Below are 13,186 nucleotides of genomic sequence, written 5' to 3'. Positions count from 1 at the left end.
GGGAAACAACCACGTGACTCAGCACACATTCACCTCCGAGGCCGAGCTCGAGGAGACGCTCGCGACACCGAGCGAGGCACTCGTGAACGACCTGGCAGGTGGCTCCGGCGACCTCGTGATCCTCGGAGCGGGCGGCAAGATGGGGCCGACCCTGGCGATGCTCGCGAGGCGGGCGCTCGATGCCGCGGGCCGTCGGTCCGATGTCGTCCATGCGGTCTCGCGGTTCGGCGATCCTGTCATCCGCGAGCGTCTCGAAGGCGCCGGCGTGCGCGTCATGCCCTTCGACCTGATCGAGAACGACGACCTCTCCTCTTTGCCCGACGCCCCGAACGTGGTGTTCATGGTCGGCGCGAAGTTCGGCGCGGCGACCAACGCGTCGTGGGCGTGGGAGGTCAATGCCGCGCTGCCCGATCGTGTCGCGCGCCGCTACCGCGACAGTGCGATCGCCGTGCTGTCGACCGGCAACGTCTATCCGTTCGTGCCCGCCTCGTCGGGCGGGGCCTCAGAATCGCTGGCCCCCGCCCCCATCGGCGAGTACGCGCAGTCGTGCCTGGGGCGCGAGCGCGTGTTCGAGTTCGGCGCGCAGGAGCGTGGCACGCGTGTCTCGATCATCCGCCTGAACTACGCGATCGACCTGCGCTACGGAGTGCTCGCCGACATCGGCAGCGCTGTGCAGGCCGGTCAGCCCGTCTCCGTCGCGACGGCCAACGTCAACGTCATCTGGCAGGGATACGCGAACGAGGTGGTGCTGCGCAGTCTCACGCACGCGTCGACCGAGCCGTTCACGATCAATCTCACCGGGCCCGAGCTGCTGAGCGTCGAGGCCGTCGCCCGCCGATTCGGCGAGCTGCTCGGCCGAGAGGTCGAGCTGATCGATGAGCCTCAGCCCACTGCTCTGCTCAGCGACGCGCGGCGGTGCATGGAGCTGTTCGGCTACCCGTCGGTTCCTGCGGAATCGCTGATCCGCATGCAGGCCGACTGGATCACCCGCGAGCTGCCGATGATCGCCAAGCCCACCAAGTGGGCCGTGCGGGACGGGAAGTTCTGATGGTGGCGTCCTCGCCCCGCACCGCCCCGGTGCCGGTGCTGCGCCCGGAGGCGGCGGCCACCCTCGCCCAGGGGGCCGTGATCCCCGCGCATCCGCTCGCTCTCACTGCGGACCGCACTCTCGACGAGCGCCGGCAGCGTGCGCTCACGCGCTATTACCTCGACGCCGGCGCGGGCGGCATCGCCGTCGGTGTGCACACCACCCAATTCGAGATCCGTGACCCTGAGCATGCGCTGTTCGAACCCGTCCTCGCGCTCGCCGCGGAGGAGTTGGATGCGCGGGCCGACCCACGAGTGGTGCGCATCGCCGGCGTGGCGGGCGACACCGCTCAGGCGGTCGCAGAGGCGGAGCTCGCCCGGTCGCTCGGCTACGACGCCGTGCTCGTGAGCCCTCGCGTCGCCGGCGCCGATGAGCGCGCCCTGCTCGAGCGCGCCCGCGCCGTGGGCGAGGTGCTGCCCGTGGTGGGCTTCTACCTGCAGACGGCGATCGGCGGCCCCGTGCTCGACCGGGACTTCTGGCGCGAGTTCGCGGCCATCCCCTCGGTCGTGGCGGTCAAGGCCGCACCCTTCGATCGCTACCGCACCCTGGAGCTCGTGCGCGGTGTCGCGGCGTCGGGGCGGGCCGATGAGATCGCGCTGTACACGGGCAACGACGATGCGATCATCGCCGACCTGCTGTCGGAGTTCCACGTCGAGTCGCCCTCGGGGCCGCGCACGATGCGGTTCGTCGGCGGCCTTCTGGGGCAGTGGGCGGTGGGCACTCGGGCCGCCGTCGCGATGCTCGAGCAGGCGCGCCGTGCGATGGAGGGCGACGCCGAGGCCTATCGACGTCTCGGACTGTTCGCCTCCGACATGGTCGACGTCAACCAGGCGGTGTTCGACCCGGGCAACGATTTCCGGGGCGTGATCGCCGGCGTCCACGAGATGCTCGTGCAGCAGGGGCTTCTCGAGGGAACCTGGTGTCTGGATCCCGACGAGGGACTCTCGCCAGGACAGGCCGACGAGATCCGCCGCGTGCGCCAGGCCTACCCCGCCCTGAACGACGACGCCTTCATCGCCGAGAACCTGGAGGCCTGGCTGTCATGAGCGCTCCGACCGTCGTCGCCGTCGTCTCGGCCGAGCTGTTCGCCGAGTTCTTCGCGCCCGCCGACGTCGATCGTCTGCGGGTGGTCGCGGCGCAGCTGGGCGGCGATCTCGTGCGCGTCGATCGACTGGGCGACGCGCACCTCGACGACGCGCGGATCGTGATCACGAGCTGGGGCGCCGCGCCTTTCGATGCGACCGTGCTGGCCGCGCTTCCGCGGCTCGAGGTGCTCGCGCACACCGGCGCGTCGGTCAAGGCGTTCGCCACCGATGAGCTGTTCGAGCGGGGCGTGGTGGTGACGCAGGCGGGCGCGGCGATGGCGCGGCCCGTGGCTGAGGTGTCGCTCGCTTTCACGCTCGCGCTGCTGCATCGCATTCCGGTGATGCACAACGCGCTGCGCGACGGCGACGGCTGGTACGACGCCGCCTCCGTCGGGGTGCAGCACGAGATCCTCGGGTCGCCCATCGCCGTCGTCGGCGCGTCGCGCACGGGCCGGGCCTACCTCGAGCTCGTCCGCCTGCTCGGCGCCGAGGCGATGCTCGTCGACCCCACGCTCGACGAGGAGGAGGCGTCAGCCCTCGGTGCCGAGCTCGTCCCGCTCGAGGAGGCCCTCGCTCGCGCACGGATCGTCGCGGTGCACGCACCGACTCTGCCCGAGACACACCATCTGATCGGTGCTCGTGAACTCGCCCTCATGCCCGACGGGGCAGGGCTCGTGAACACCGCCCGATCGTGGGTGGTCGATCAGGCGGCGTTGATCGCAGCGGTGCGCAGTGCACGGCTCAGCGCCGCGATCGCCGTGTTCGATGAGGAGCCGTTCGGCGCCGAGCATCCTTTGCGGCGGCTCTCGAACGTGCTGCTCACCCCTCACCGGGCGGCAGGCACCCACGAGGGACGACTGCGCCAGGGCTCGATCGTGGCCGCCGAGATCGAGGCGTTCGCCGCCGGTCGGCCCCTCGAGCACACCGTGGATCGCGCCCACCTGGCATCGATGGCATGAGTCCTCAGCCGCTTCGCGTGGGCTTCGCCGGTCTCGCGCATTCGCATCCCGCCGTCGATGCGGCGAACGTGCGCGCGCGGGGCTCCGAGGTGGTCGCGGTGTTCGACGACGACATGCGTGCGGCCGACGACTTCGCGGAGCGATTCGGCGGAGCATCCGTGCCGTCGGTCGACGCCCTGCTCTCGTCGGCGCCCGATCTCGTGATCGCGACTCCGCGCACGGATCGTGCGGCAGAGCTCGTGCGATCGCTCGGGGCGGGAGTGCCGGTCTTCGTCAACAAGGTCGTTGCAGCGACGAGGCGGCAGCTCTCGGACTGGACGGGCGCAGTGACCGCGGGGCACGCCGACAGGGTGGGGACGAGCTCGGTGCTGCGGTTCGCGCCCGAGCTCACTGCGCTGCGCGACCGGCTCGAGGGAGCCGAGCTCCTCGGCATCCGCGTGCGCGCGCAGCACGATGCCGCGGGTTTCCGCACGCGGCAGCGGCGGTGGCAGGACGATCCTGCACGCGGCGGCGGCATTCTCGCGACGGTCGGAGTGCACGCGTGGGAGATGGTCGACGTCGTGCTTCCCGGTGCACGTGTGATCGGCGGCTCGGGGTGGACGCGCGGCGCCGGTCGCGAGCATTCCGAGGACGCCGCGGGCATCGACGTGCGGATGCGTGCCGGCGAGGCGGAGGTGCCGGTGCAGGTGAGCCTCTCGGGGGTTCCCGGGCCCGACGCCTATGGCATCGAGGTCGTCACGACAGGGGGCCTGCTCTCGGTCGAACTCGCTGGGGAGCCGTCGAACATCGCGCTCGGCTTCGACGGCATGATCGCCGCCCTGCTCGAGGCAGCCGCCGAGGGACGCGTCGTCGCGCCGTGGCCGGATGCGCGGGTCGTGGTCGAGAACACGATCGCGGCGGCGGAGATCGCACGCCGAGACGAGGGGCGCACAGTCCGATGAGCTCTGGGGATCTGCAGTACCGGATACTGCGTGCGCGCCGCGAGGGCGCACGCCTGACCGCGGTGACGCCGCCGCATGAAGGAAGACCATGACGATCACGCAGGAAGACAAGACCGAGACCGGCGCGTTCCGCAGTCGCCGAATGGTGCTGGCGGGGTTCGGAGCCGCAGCACTGGGTGGGGTCGTGGCCGTCGCCGGTCACGCGCCGGCCGAGGCTGCGGGGCCCGCGGCGCCACTGAGCCCCGCGACGTCGAAGGCGATCGGCAGCGCCGGTACGGCCGCGGATCTCGCCGACCTCAAGGGCAAGGACGGCGACCTCGTGCGCACGAGCGGCTACGCGGCGCCGGGCGACGGGGGCCACGGCCTCTACCGCTACGTGAAGAAGGATGCTCCGGCGGTGAACGGTGGCACGGTGCTCGCCGCGCGCAAGGAGGGGGCGTGGCTCCTCGTGCATTCCGGGGTCGTCGAGTTCCGGCAGTTCGGCATCTTCGACGCGTCGGCACCGGCCGACGACGCCCTCGATGCGATGGTCGGCGACGCCTCGATCCACCGCATCGAGGCGCACACCGACCTCAACTTCGTGCGCCGCCATCGCTTCACCCGGTCGAACCTGGCGTTCGACTTCGGCAACCGTCTGATGACCACGGAGGGGATCGAGAACGCTCCGAAGGACGACCCGTTCGCCGCCGTGATGTTCTTCCGCGGAGAGGTGACGGATGCGGCGCACGAGGCGGTGCTCGGCGAGGACGTGCCCGATCTCGCCGACATCTTCCCCGTGGGCGACTCGTCGTTCTTCGCGGTCGGCGACTGGTATGCGGCCGAGGTCAACGCCCTCTCCGGTCGCTGGGAGCGCGAGCTGCAGCGACTCGTGCAGGTGACCCAGATCGTCGACGGCACGCACATCCGGGTCAACTACAAGAACGGCTGGCCGCTCGGCAGGGACCGCGTCATGACCTGGCGCCGCGTCGTGCCCGTGCACGATGTGACGGTCTCGAATCTGCGCTTCCTCGGCAAGGGAACGGATGAGTTCACGGGCTCGCATCCGCTCGCGTTCGAATACGCCGTGCGGTGCGATGTCGACCACATCGACGGCACGGCCACGTTCTGGCCGCTGATCCAGCGCCGCTGGAACACGTATTTCACGACCGAGAGCTGCAACCTCAGCAACCCGACGTCGGTGACCTGGGGTGGAGCGGGGTATCTCACCCAGCAGATCTACTGCATCTACGGCTACGTCGCGAACTGCCACACCTCGAACGCGCGGCACCTGAACGACTTCACCGCGAGCGCCTACTGCCTGGTCGAGAACTGCCACGGAGACGGCGATGACCAGGGGCCCTTCGTCACGCACGGCCAGTACGAGCACGACCTCACGTACACCGGCAACTCGGGGCTGATGACGTTCGCGAACTCGGGTGCCGCCTGGGGATCGGCGGCCAAGCGCATCACCGTGCGCAAGCACGTCTGCTCCTGGTTCGTCGCCCGGGTGCGCATCACCGACCTGACCCTCGAAGACGTGCAGGTGATCGGCAAGCCCTCGCTCGCCGGATCCGGCATGCTGTGGATCAACGCCGACGGCGCTCAGCTGCGCGGCTGCACGGCATCCGACACCCTCATCATCACGCAGCAGTCGGATGCCTCGTCGCGGCCGACCGTCATCGCGGATTCCCACGTCACGTTCGTCGCTTCCGGCGAGCTCACCAGCGCGACCGTGACGACCCCCGTGACGTTCGTCGACACCGTGCTGAGCGGCGTCGGCGGCATGAAGATCACGGGACCGGGGGCGGTGACGTTCCGTGGATGCACGGTGACCGCGGCCGACGACGCGGCACCGATCACCTCGGCATCCGAGCGACTGCGTATCGAGGGATCGACGCTGCGCAATGCGCGGATCGCGGCGGCGCGCGGCGAGCGCCAGACGGTGGAGATCACCGGGTCGGATGTGGCTCTCGCGGGCGGTATCGGCGTCTCGCGCACGGGCGCCGGTGAACTGCATCTGACGATCGCCGACAGCACGCTGCGTGCCGAGGGGGCAGCGACGCACGTCTCGGTGAAGACCGGTGTCACGCAGTATCGTGCCGTCGGAAACCGCTTCGAAGGAGGCGCGATCGACCTCGCCGACGGCGCCTTCGGCACGGGATCGACCCTGATGCACACCGGCAACGTCGAGGTCGGCGTCACCCGCGCGGCCTTCCCCGCCGAGGGCGACCGGGTCGTCGACACCGCGAACCTGAAGGTCTGAGGCGCACGCGATGCGAAGGAGTTCACACCGTGCGACGGACGCGTCTCGGCATCCGCACCGTCGCGCCCTGCGTTCTCCTTCGCTGTGTGCGGCGTCGTCAGGCCGGGATGCCGACGAGCTCGGCGCTCTTCTGCCACAGCGCGTCGGCGAGCGCCGCATCGTCGACCTGCGGGTTGACGCGGCTCGTCAGCCTGCGCTCGTCGTAGTAGGCGCCCGAGAACCAGGTCTCGTCCGGCGTGCCCTCGATGAACCAGCGCAGGATGCTGCCGCCCTCCTCGACTCCGGTCAGCAGGAAGCGTCCGAGGAAGCCCTGGTAGACGAGCCGCATGAGACTCGACGAGTCCGCGGCGAAGTTCGTGCGGACGGTGCCCGGGTGGAAGGCGACGGAGCTCAGCCCATCGGAGTGGAACTTCGTGTGCAGGCTCTTCGTGAAGAGGATGTTCGCGAGCTTCGCATCGCCGTAGGCCTTGTTCGCACGGAAGCGGCGCTCGTTGTCGAGGTCGTCGACGTCGATGCGACCGAACAGCCGATGGCCGACGCTCGAGGTGTTGATCACCGCGGCGCCATCGCCGGCGAGCAGCGAAGGCATCAGCAGGTTCGTCAGCAGGAAGGGCGCCAGATGATTCACCTGGATCGTCTTCTCGTGGCCGTCGACCGTCGGAGTGCGCTCGCCGAAGATGCCGCCCGCGTTGTTCGCGAGCACGTCGATGCCGTCGTCGCCGACCGTGGCGAGCAGCCGCTCGGCCAGCTGTCGCACGTCGTCGAAGCGGGCGAAGTCGGCGGTGAACGACTCGGCGCCCACCGCGTCGGCCACGGAGCGGGTCTTCTCCTCCGAACGGCCCACGAGGATCAGCCTGGCTCCCGACGAGGCGAGCTGGCGGGCGGCGGCCGCGCCGATGCCGTCGGATGCTCCCGTGATGACGATCGTCTTCATGCGCTGTCTCCGTCGGTGGTGGTCGAAGGCGTGATGCGTTCTACCGCGCGGGACACGTGGTCGGCGATCACCTGCCGGGCCCTCTCGGGATCGCCGCTCGCGATGGCGTCGACGATCTGCTGGTGGCTGCGCACGTGCTCCTTCTGCTCCGCCGGCGCGAGTGCCGTGTTCGCGGCGTACAGGAACCCGGCGATCCGACCCCGCAGCTGCGAACTGACCTCGTCGAGGAACCTGTGCTCGGCGAGCTCGGCGAGGGTCTCGTGGAACAGACGATCCTGGCGCAGGACCTCGGCGATGTCGCCCGGCGCTGCGGCGGACATGGCCTGCACGATCGACTCGAGGCGCGCCGCGGACTCCTCATCCCAGCGCTCCTGCACGCGGGTGACCATGAACTGCTCGAGCACGATGCGCAGGCTCGAGATGTCGGCGAGATCCTGGGCGGTGAGGGCCGCGACGCGTGCTCCACGCCGTGGCTCGCGCACGATAAGCCGTTCTTCGGCCAGCCGGGTCAACGCCTCCCGCACCGGGATGTGGCTGACGCCGAGCCGCTCGGCGAGCCGGCGTTCCACTAGACGTTCGCCTGGCGCCAGCTCGCCCGAGTGGATCGCGCTGCGCAGCTCATCGGCGACCTGCTCGGCGACGTTCTGGTCTGACACGCTGCGCATCGGTGTGCCCCTCTCGCGAAGCCTCGTTCCGGTGCGTGCCGCGGCGCGCATCCCTCGTCCGCTCGATGCTATGGCATATCGCGGGCAGATGGCCGGGAGCGCGCAGGCGCCGGACCCCGCGCGAGCCCTCCGGGAGGCACCATGATCGAGTCGACCACCGTCGGCATCCGCGTACCGCGCACCCGCGCGCGCATCGGCCTCGCCCGTCGTGACATCACACCGCCGCTTGGCATCCGCGCGAAGAACTGGGGGCCGGCCGACTGGGAGCGATCCGAGGGCGTCCACCGACCCTTCGAGCTCACGGCGCTGGCGCTCGTCGGTGACGATGAGCGACCGCGACTGCTGCTCGCGGTCGATGGAACCTGGTGGCGCCGGGTGGCCGACGAACGAGCGGTGCGCGGGGCGATCCTCGCAGGGCTCGGGCTCGACGCGGACCAGGTGATGCTGTCGCTGTCGCACACCCACGCCGGGGCCGTGCTGTGCGCCGCCGACGAGCACCTCCCGGGCGGGGAGCTGATCCCCGGCTACCTCGAGTCGATGGCGGCGGCCGGGGTCGACGCGGGGCGTGAGGCGCTGCAGAACGCGCAGCCGGGTCTCATCGAATGGACGACGGGTCGGTGCACGCTGGCGGCCGATCGAGAGCTCGACGTCGAAGGGCGGGCGCTCGTGGGATTCAACCCCGCGGTGACCGCAGACGACACGGTGCTCGTCGGTCGGGCGACGGTCGGCGGGGCCGTGCGGGCGACGCTCGTGAACTACGCGTGCCACCCGACCACGCTCGCGTGGCAGAGCCGAAAGGTGTCGCCCGACTATGTCGGTGCCATGCGCGAGGTCGTCGAGGCGACGACCCGTGCGCCCTGCCTCTTCGTGCAGGGGGCCTCCGGCGAGCTCGCGCCCCGGGAGCAGTACACCGGAGACACAGGCGTGGTCGATCGGCATGGCCGCTCCCTCGGTCATGCCGTACTCGCCGCCCTCGAGTCCCTGCCCGCGCCCGGAGAGGATCTCACCCTCGACGGGGTGGTGGAATCCGGGGCGCCGCTGGCGATCTGGCGGGGGCGCGCAGCATCCGGGGTGGGGTCCGTGAGCGGATCGCTGACGAGCGTCGAGCTTCCGCTCCGGCCCCTGCCGACCCTCGACGAGCTCGCGGCGCAATGGAGCGGCATCGACGAACGCTCGAGGGAGGAGCGTCTCGGACGCGCCCGCAACCTGCGCACCGGATACATCGAGGGGCCGACCGTGCAGCATCCGGTCTGGATGTGGCGTCTCGGCGACGCGGTGATCGTCGGTCACCCGGGTGAGGCGTACTCGCGACTGCAGACCACGTTGCGTGCCCGATTCCCGGGCACGCCGATCGTGGTGATGAACCTGACCAACGGTCCCGGCTTCGTGTATCTGCCGACGCGCGAGGCATACGAACGCGGCGCCTACCAGGCCTGGCAGACCCCGCTCGCGCCGGGAGCGCTCGACCTGCTCGAAGAGCACGCCTGCAGGGCGGTCGCCGCGCTGCTCGACACCTGACATACAAGGAGAGACATGACCAACCCCGCACCCGTCGCCATCGTCACCGGAGGTTCGGCCGGAATCGGCTGGGCGATCGGCCGCCGCCTCGTCGACGACGGCTATCTCGTCGTGGCCGCCGACCGGGTGCCCGGGCTCACTGCGGCCGATGACAACCCCGGCATCGTGTGGCGCGAACTCGATGTCACCGACCACGTCGCTGTCGAACGCGTGTTCGGCGAGATCGAGTCCGACCTGGGGCCGATCGAGGTGCTCGTCAACAACGCGGGCATCCAACGCCACCGTGGCATCGAGGACCTGAGCTGGGATGAGTGGGCGGCCGTGGTCGATGTGAACCTGCACGGCGTCTTCTCGGCGCTGCAGGCGGCGGGCAGGCTCATGCTCGCTCGGAGCGAGGGGCGCATCGTGAACATCTCGTCGATCTCGTCGCGTGGATCGGCGGGACGGGCGCCCTACGCGACCACGAAGGCCGCGGTCATCGGACTGACCTCGACCGCGGGCGCCGAATGGGCGTCGCGCGGCGTGCGGGTCAACGCGGTCGCGCCCGGCTACGTGGACACCGGCGTCTTCCGCCAGGGGGTCGTGCAGGGCACGCTCAGCCTCGACACCATCCTGTCGAGGATCCCGGCGCAGCGTCTGGCCGACGCGACGGAGATCGCAGCGGCCGTGAGCTTCCTCGTCTCGGATCAGTCCCGCTACATGAACGGGCAGACCCTGTACGTCGACGGCGGTTTCATGATCGACTACGGCGTGCCGCTCGCGAAGAAGCCCGCATGAGCGCGATCACGCGGATCGACACGGCGACCGCCGTGCTCCCGCTCCCGGCACCGCTGCGTCTGGGGGCGATGACCGTGGAGCGCCGGGAGTACAGCGCGGTGCGGGCGATCGACGCCGACGGAGTCTCCGGAGTCTCGTACTGCCTGTCACGAGAGGCGCCGATGGCCGAGATCGTCGAGAGGCTCGTCGCCCGGCATGCCGTCGGGGCGGATGCCGACGATCCGACCTCGACCTGGGAGCGGATGCTGCGGGGCAGCGCGATCGTCGGACGAGTCGGACTCGTGCGTCGCGCGATCGGTCTCGTCGACATCGCCCTGTGGGACATCGCCGCACGGCGCGCAGGGTCACCGCTGTGGCGGATGCTCGGCACCGGCGATGCCCCTCGTGACGCGATGCTCGTGGCTGCGTATCCCTCACCGGATCGAACACCCCGAGCGGTCGCAGACGAGGTGCTCGCGCAGTGCGCCGGGTGGTCTCAGGTGAAGATCTCGCGCACGCCCGACCCGGCGTACATGCGCGAGCTCATCGCGACGCTGAATCGCGAGCTGCCGGACGACACCGGCCTCGTGGTCGACGTCGGCTTCGGCTGGCCGGATGCCGAGACGGCGATCGCCGAGATCGCGCAGTGGGGTGAGCCGCGACTCGCCTGGCTCGAGGACCCTCTGCTGCCGGAGGATGCGGCTGGGTGCGCTCGTATCCGTCGTGAGTCCGGGCTCTCGGTCTCCGTCGGCGATGAGGTGACCGACCCCGCAGTGCTGCGTGCGCTGGTCGATGAGGGGGGCGTCGACGTGCTGCGACTCGACGTGGTCGCGATCGGCGGCATCACACCGGCGCGCGAGATCATCGCGTGGGCGGGGGAGAGAGGAGTGCCGGTGTCGGGGCACGTGTACCCGGAGGTCACCGCGCATCTCGGCATCGGCGTCGAGACCTTCGCGCGCGTAGTCAATCCGTACGACCCTGCTCCGTCGTTCATCACGGGTGGCCCCTTGTTCGACGGGCGGGTGCGACCGTCGACGGGTCCGGGGCTCGGCTTCGGTCTCGCCGAGTCCGTCTTCCGATTCGAGAGGAGCTGACATGGCGAACACTGTGCGCAGCGCCGTCGTCACCGGCAGCGGCAAGGGCATCGGACGGGCTGTCGCCGAGAGGCTCACCGCCGACGGGTGGATCGTCGTGGGACTGGAACGGTCTCCGGGGTCCGGCACCGTCGAGGACGGCGTCGTGGCCGAGGTCGTGCTCGGCGATGCCTCCTCTCGCGCGGTGCACGAGAAGGCGGCCGCTGCCGCTCGTGCTCGCGCACCGCTCGGAGGGTGGGTGAACAACGCAGGCATCACGAAGCGCACGCCGCTGCACGAGGTCGACGAGAGCGTGGTGCGCGAGATCCTCGACATCAACGGACTCGGCTATATCTGGGGATGCTCGGCAGCGGTGTCGGCCTTCATCGATCAGGGCACAGCGGGAGCCATCGTCAACATCGGATCCATCCACGGTCGGTCGAGCTTCATCGACCACGCCGCGTACGAGTTCACCAAGGGCGGCATCGACGCTCTGAGCCGCAGCGTCGCGGTGACATACGGCGGACTCGGCATCCGAGCCAACACGGTCGCCCCGGGCGGGGTCCGCACCCCACATCTGGAGGCGCAGATCGCGAGCGCGGCGGATCCGGCCGCGGCCGAGCGCGCGCTCGCCGAGGGGCCGCCGATGGGTCGCATAGCTCGGGTCGAGGAGGTCGCCGCGCTCGCCGCGTTCCTCCTGTCCGACGAGGCGCCGTATCTGTCGGGGCAGTCGATCGCGGTGGACGGTGCGTGGACGGTCTCCTTCGGCGAGATCGTCGTCGACCCGGCACTCCGGGAGCGCTTCGAGAGCTGACCCGGTCAGGCCTTGAGCATCGAGGCGCGGACGATCAGGCCGCGGTCGACGTCGAACGTCGCGATGGTCTCCGTCGCGACGCCCGCGTTCAAGACCTGCTCCTGCGCCACGACCCAGCGCGTGCCGAACAGCACGCTGGTGTCGATCACGCACGACAGGTGGGGGTTCTGCAGGCGCGGCTCGTAGAAGGTGCGGATCGCGGCGGTGCCGATGACCGGCTCTGCGGCGACACCGGTGATCACGGCATCCGCGGCATAGGTGGCGACGAACGCGTCGAGGTCGTGTGCGTTGAAGGCGTCGAGCTGTGCCTGGACGGTCTCGAGGGCGGTGCGGTCAGTCAATGCGGACTCCTCCGTTGACGTCGTAGGTGGCCCCGGTGATGAATCGGGCGCGCTCGGAGGCGAGCGACGAGATGATCCAGGCGACGTCGTCGGGCTGCCCGAATGATCCGAGCGGGATCGACGCCTCGAGCTTCTGTCGGCCCTCGCCCTGCAGCTGATCGGTGATCGCGCTCGCGACCGGTCCCGGGGTCACGGCATTGACCCTGATGCCCTCGGCGGCGAGGTGGCGGGCGAAGCTGCGCGTGATCGCGAGCAGCGCGCCCTTGCTCGCGGCGTAGTGGATGCCGGTCTGCAGCGCTCCGACCTGGCCGGCGATCGAGGCGATGTTGACGACCGAACGGTCGCCGTCTGCGGCGCGGAGCAGCGGCAACGACGCGCGGGTGAGCAGGAAGGTGCCGCGGGCGTTGGTCTCGAGGACGCCGTCCCACTCCTCGATGTCGATGTCCGGATAGGGCGTGTACGGGCACACGCCGCCGTTGTTGACGAGCACATGCAGATCGCCCCAGGCATCGGTGATCTCGGCGGTCAGCGCATCGATCGAATCCGGGTCGCGGAGGTCGAGTCGGGAGACCCGCACCTCGGGTGATCCGGCCGCGCGACACTCGTCTGCGACCCGTGCCGCTTCGGCTTCCCGCCCGCTGTATGTCAGCCAGAGCGCGAGGCCCTCGGCGGCGAGTTCGAGGGCGGCGGCTGTTCCGATACCGGAGCTGGCGCCGGTGATGAGTGCGCGGCGAGAAGTCATGAGTAAACGCTATAGCAAAAGCATCGGTT

The 13,186-nt window shown here is 70.2% G+C and carries 13 protein-coding genes; 9 read left to right on the top strand and 4 right to left on the bottom strand.

The window, feature by feature from the left end:
• The first annotated feature begins 13 nt into the window (after positions 1 to 13).
• From ACZZZN_RS14685 to ACZZZN_RS14665, 5 genes are all read left to right on the top strand, one after another.
• Positions 14 to 1,048, top strand: coding sequence for an NAD-dependent epimerase/dehydratase family protein (locus tag ACZZZN_RS14685; RefSeq protein WP_463505880.1), 1,035 nt, complete (start codon positions 14 to 16; stop codon positions 1,046 to 1,048).
• Positions 1,048 to 2,133 (top strand): dihydrodipicolinate synthase family protein, encoded by a 1,086-nt coding sequence (locus ACZZZN_RS14680; protein WP_463505879.1) that lies wholly within the window; start codon positions 1,048 to 1,050, stop codon positions 2,131 to 2,133. Before ACZZZN_RS14685 ends, ACZZZN_RS14680 begins: the two co-directional genes overlap by 1 nt.
• Positions 2,130 to 3,131, top strand: a complete 1,002-nt coding sequence (locus ACZZZN_RS14675; protein WP_463505878.1) for a hydroxyacid dehydrogenase — start codon at positions 2,130 to 2,132, stop codon at positions 3,129 to 3,131. The genes ACZZZN_RS14680 and ACZZZN_RS14675 overlap by 4 nt, the downstream gene beginning before the upstream one ends.
• Positions 3,128 to 4,072 carry a Gfo/Idh/MocA family protein gene (locus tag ACZZZN_RS14670; RefSeq protein ID WP_463505877.1) on the top strand — a complete coding sequence of 315 codons (945 nt, stop codon included), beginning with the start codon at positions 3,128 to 3,130 and terminating at the stop codon, positions 4,070 to 4,072. The genes ACZZZN_RS14675 and ACZZZN_RS14670 overlap by 4 nt, the downstream gene beginning before the upstream one ends.
• 88 nt (positions 4,073 to 4,160) lie before the next feature.
• Positions 4,161 to 6,314, top strand: a complete 2,154-nt coding sequence (locus tag ACZZZN_RS14665; protein WP_463505876.1) for a peptidase C14 — start codon at positions 4,161 to 4,163, stop codon at positions 6,312 to 6,314.
• 97 nt (positions 6,315 to 6,411) lie between these two features.
• Here ACZZZN_RS14665 and ACZZZN_RS14660 read toward each other — a convergent pair whose 3' ends face one another.
• The gene (locus tag ACZZZN_RS14660; RefSeq protein WP_463505875.1) at positions 6,412 to 7,248 is read right to left on the bottom strand and encodes an SDR family NAD(P)-dependent oxidoreductase; all 837 of its coding nucleotides are present in this window, start codon (positions 7,246 to 7,248) and stop codon (positions 6,412 to 6,414) included.
• Positions 7,245 to 7,913: a GntR family transcriptional regulator gene (locus ACZZZN_RS14655; protein WP_463505874.1), complete on the bottom strand. Its 669-nt coding sequence runs from the start codon at positions 7,911 to 7,913 to the stop codon at positions 7,245 to 7,247. Before ACZZZN_RS14655 ends, ACZZZN_RS14660 begins: the two co-directional genes overlap by 4 nt.
• Positions 7,914 to 8,054: 141 nt before the next feature.
• Here ACZZZN_RS14655 and ACZZZN_RS14650 point away from each other — a divergent pair, with 141 nt between their 5' ends.
• The 4 genes from ACZZZN_RS14650 to ACZZZN_RS14635 are packed head-to-tail and all read left to right on the top strand — an operon-like array spanning position 8,055 to position 12,074.
• Positions 8,055 to 9,431 carry a hypothetical protein gene (locus ACZZZN_RS14650; RefSeq protein ID WP_463505873.1) on the top strand — a complete coding sequence of 459 codons (1,377 nt, stop codon included), beginning with the start codon at positions 8,055 to 8,057 and terminating at the stop codon, positions 9,429 to 9,431.
• A gap of 15 nt (positions 9,432 to 9,446) precedes the next feature.
• Entirely contained in the window at positions 9,447 to 10,208 is a 762-nt protein-coding gene (locus ACZZZN_RS14645) for an SDR family NAD(P)-dependent oxidoreductase (RefSeq protein ID WP_463505872.1), read from the top strand.
• Positions 10,205 to 11,281, top strand: coding sequence for a mandelate racemase/muconate lactonizing enzyme family protein (locus ACZZZN_RS14640; protein WP_463505870.1), 1,077 nt, complete (start codon positions 10,205 to 10,207; stop codon positions 11,279 to 11,281). Before ACZZZN_RS14645 ends, ACZZZN_RS14640 begins: the two co-directional genes overlap by 4 nt.
• A gap of 1 nt (position 11,282) precedes the next feature.
• Positions 11,283 to 12,074 (top strand): SDR family NAD(P)-dependent oxidoreductase, encoded by a 792-nt coding sequence (locus ACZZZN_RS14635; protein WP_463505869.1) that lies wholly within the window; start codon positions 11,283 to 11,285, stop codon positions 12,072 to 12,074.
• Positions 12,075 to 12,079: 5 nt separating this feature from the next.
• Here ACZZZN_RS14635 and ACZZZN_RS14630 read toward each other — a convergent pair whose 3' ends face one another.
• Together ACZZZN_RS14630 and ACZZZN_RS14625 are read right to left on the bottom strand one after the other, a co-directional pair.
• On the bottom strand, positions 12,080 to 12,415 hold the full coding sequence (locus ACZZZN_RS14630) for a nuclear transport factor 2 family protein (protein WP_463505868.1): 336 nt from the start codon (positions 12,413 to 12,415) through the stop codon (positions 12,080 to 12,082).
• A complete protein-coding gene (locus tag ACZZZN_RS14625; protein WP_463505867.1) occupies positions 12,408 to 13,157 on the bottom strand; it encodes an SDR family NAD(P)-dependent oxidoreductase in 750 nt (249 codons plus the stop codon). The genes ACZZZN_RS14630 and ACZZZN_RS14625 overlap by 8 nt, the downstream gene beginning before the upstream one ends.
• Positions 13,158 to 13,186 lie beyond the last annotated feature (29 nt).

The sequence above is a fragment of the Microbacterium sp. AC145 genome (assembly GCF_979258505.1).
Note: the sequence above shows the minus strand (reverse complement) of the source record. Positions and strands in the feature narration are given on the sequence as shown.

Excerpts from the sequence above, each read along its gene's own strand:
- ACZZZN_RS14650 (WP_463505873.1), top strand. The coding sequence starts at position 8,055 with ATGATCGAGTCGACCACCGTCGGCATCCGCGTACCGCGCACCCGCGCG.
- ACZZZN_RS14655 (WP_463505874.1), bottom strand. The coding sequence starts at position 7,913 with ATGCGCAGCGTGTCAGACCAGAACGTCGCCGAGCAGGTCGCCGATGAG.
- ACZZZN_RS14625 (WP_463505867.1), bottom strand. The coding sequence starts at position 13,157 with ATGACTTCTCGCCGCGCACTCATCACCGGCGCCAGCTCCGGTATCGGA.
- ACZZZN_RS14640 (WP_463505870.1), top strand. The coding sequence starts at position 10,205 with ATGAGCGCGATCACGCGGATCGACACGGCGACCGCCGTGCTCCCGCTC.
- ACZZZN_RS14680 (WP_463505879.1), top strand. The coding sequence starts at position 1,048 with ATGGTGGCGTCCTCGCCCCGCACCGCCCCGGTGCCGGTGCTGCGCCCG.
- ACZZZN_RS14670 (WP_463505877.1), top strand. The coding sequence starts at position 3,128 with ATGAGTCCTCAGCCGCTTCGCGTGGGCTTCGCCGGTCTCGCGCATTCG.
- ACZZZN_RS14665 (WP_463505876.1), top strand. The coding sequence starts at position 4,161 with ATGACGATCACGCAGGAAGACAAGACCGAGACCGGCGCGTTCCGCAGT.
- ACZZZN_RS14645 (WP_463505872.1), top strand. The coding sequence starts at position 9,447 with ATGACCAACCCCGCACCCGTCGCCATCGTCACCGGAGGTTCGGCCGGA.
- ACZZZN_RS14660 (WP_463505875.1), bottom strand. The coding sequence starts at position 7,248 with ATGAAGACGATCGTCATCACGGGAGCATCCGACGGCATCGGCGCGGCC.
- ACZZZN_RS14635 (WP_463505869.1), top strand. The coding sequence starts at position 11,283 with ATGGCGAACACTGTGCGCAGCGCCGTCGTCACCGGCAGCGGCAAGGGC.
- ACZZZN_RS14675 (WP_463505878.1), top strand. The coding sequence starts at position 2,130 with ATGAGCGCTCCGACCGTCGTCGCCGTCGTCTCGGCCGAGCTGTTCGCC.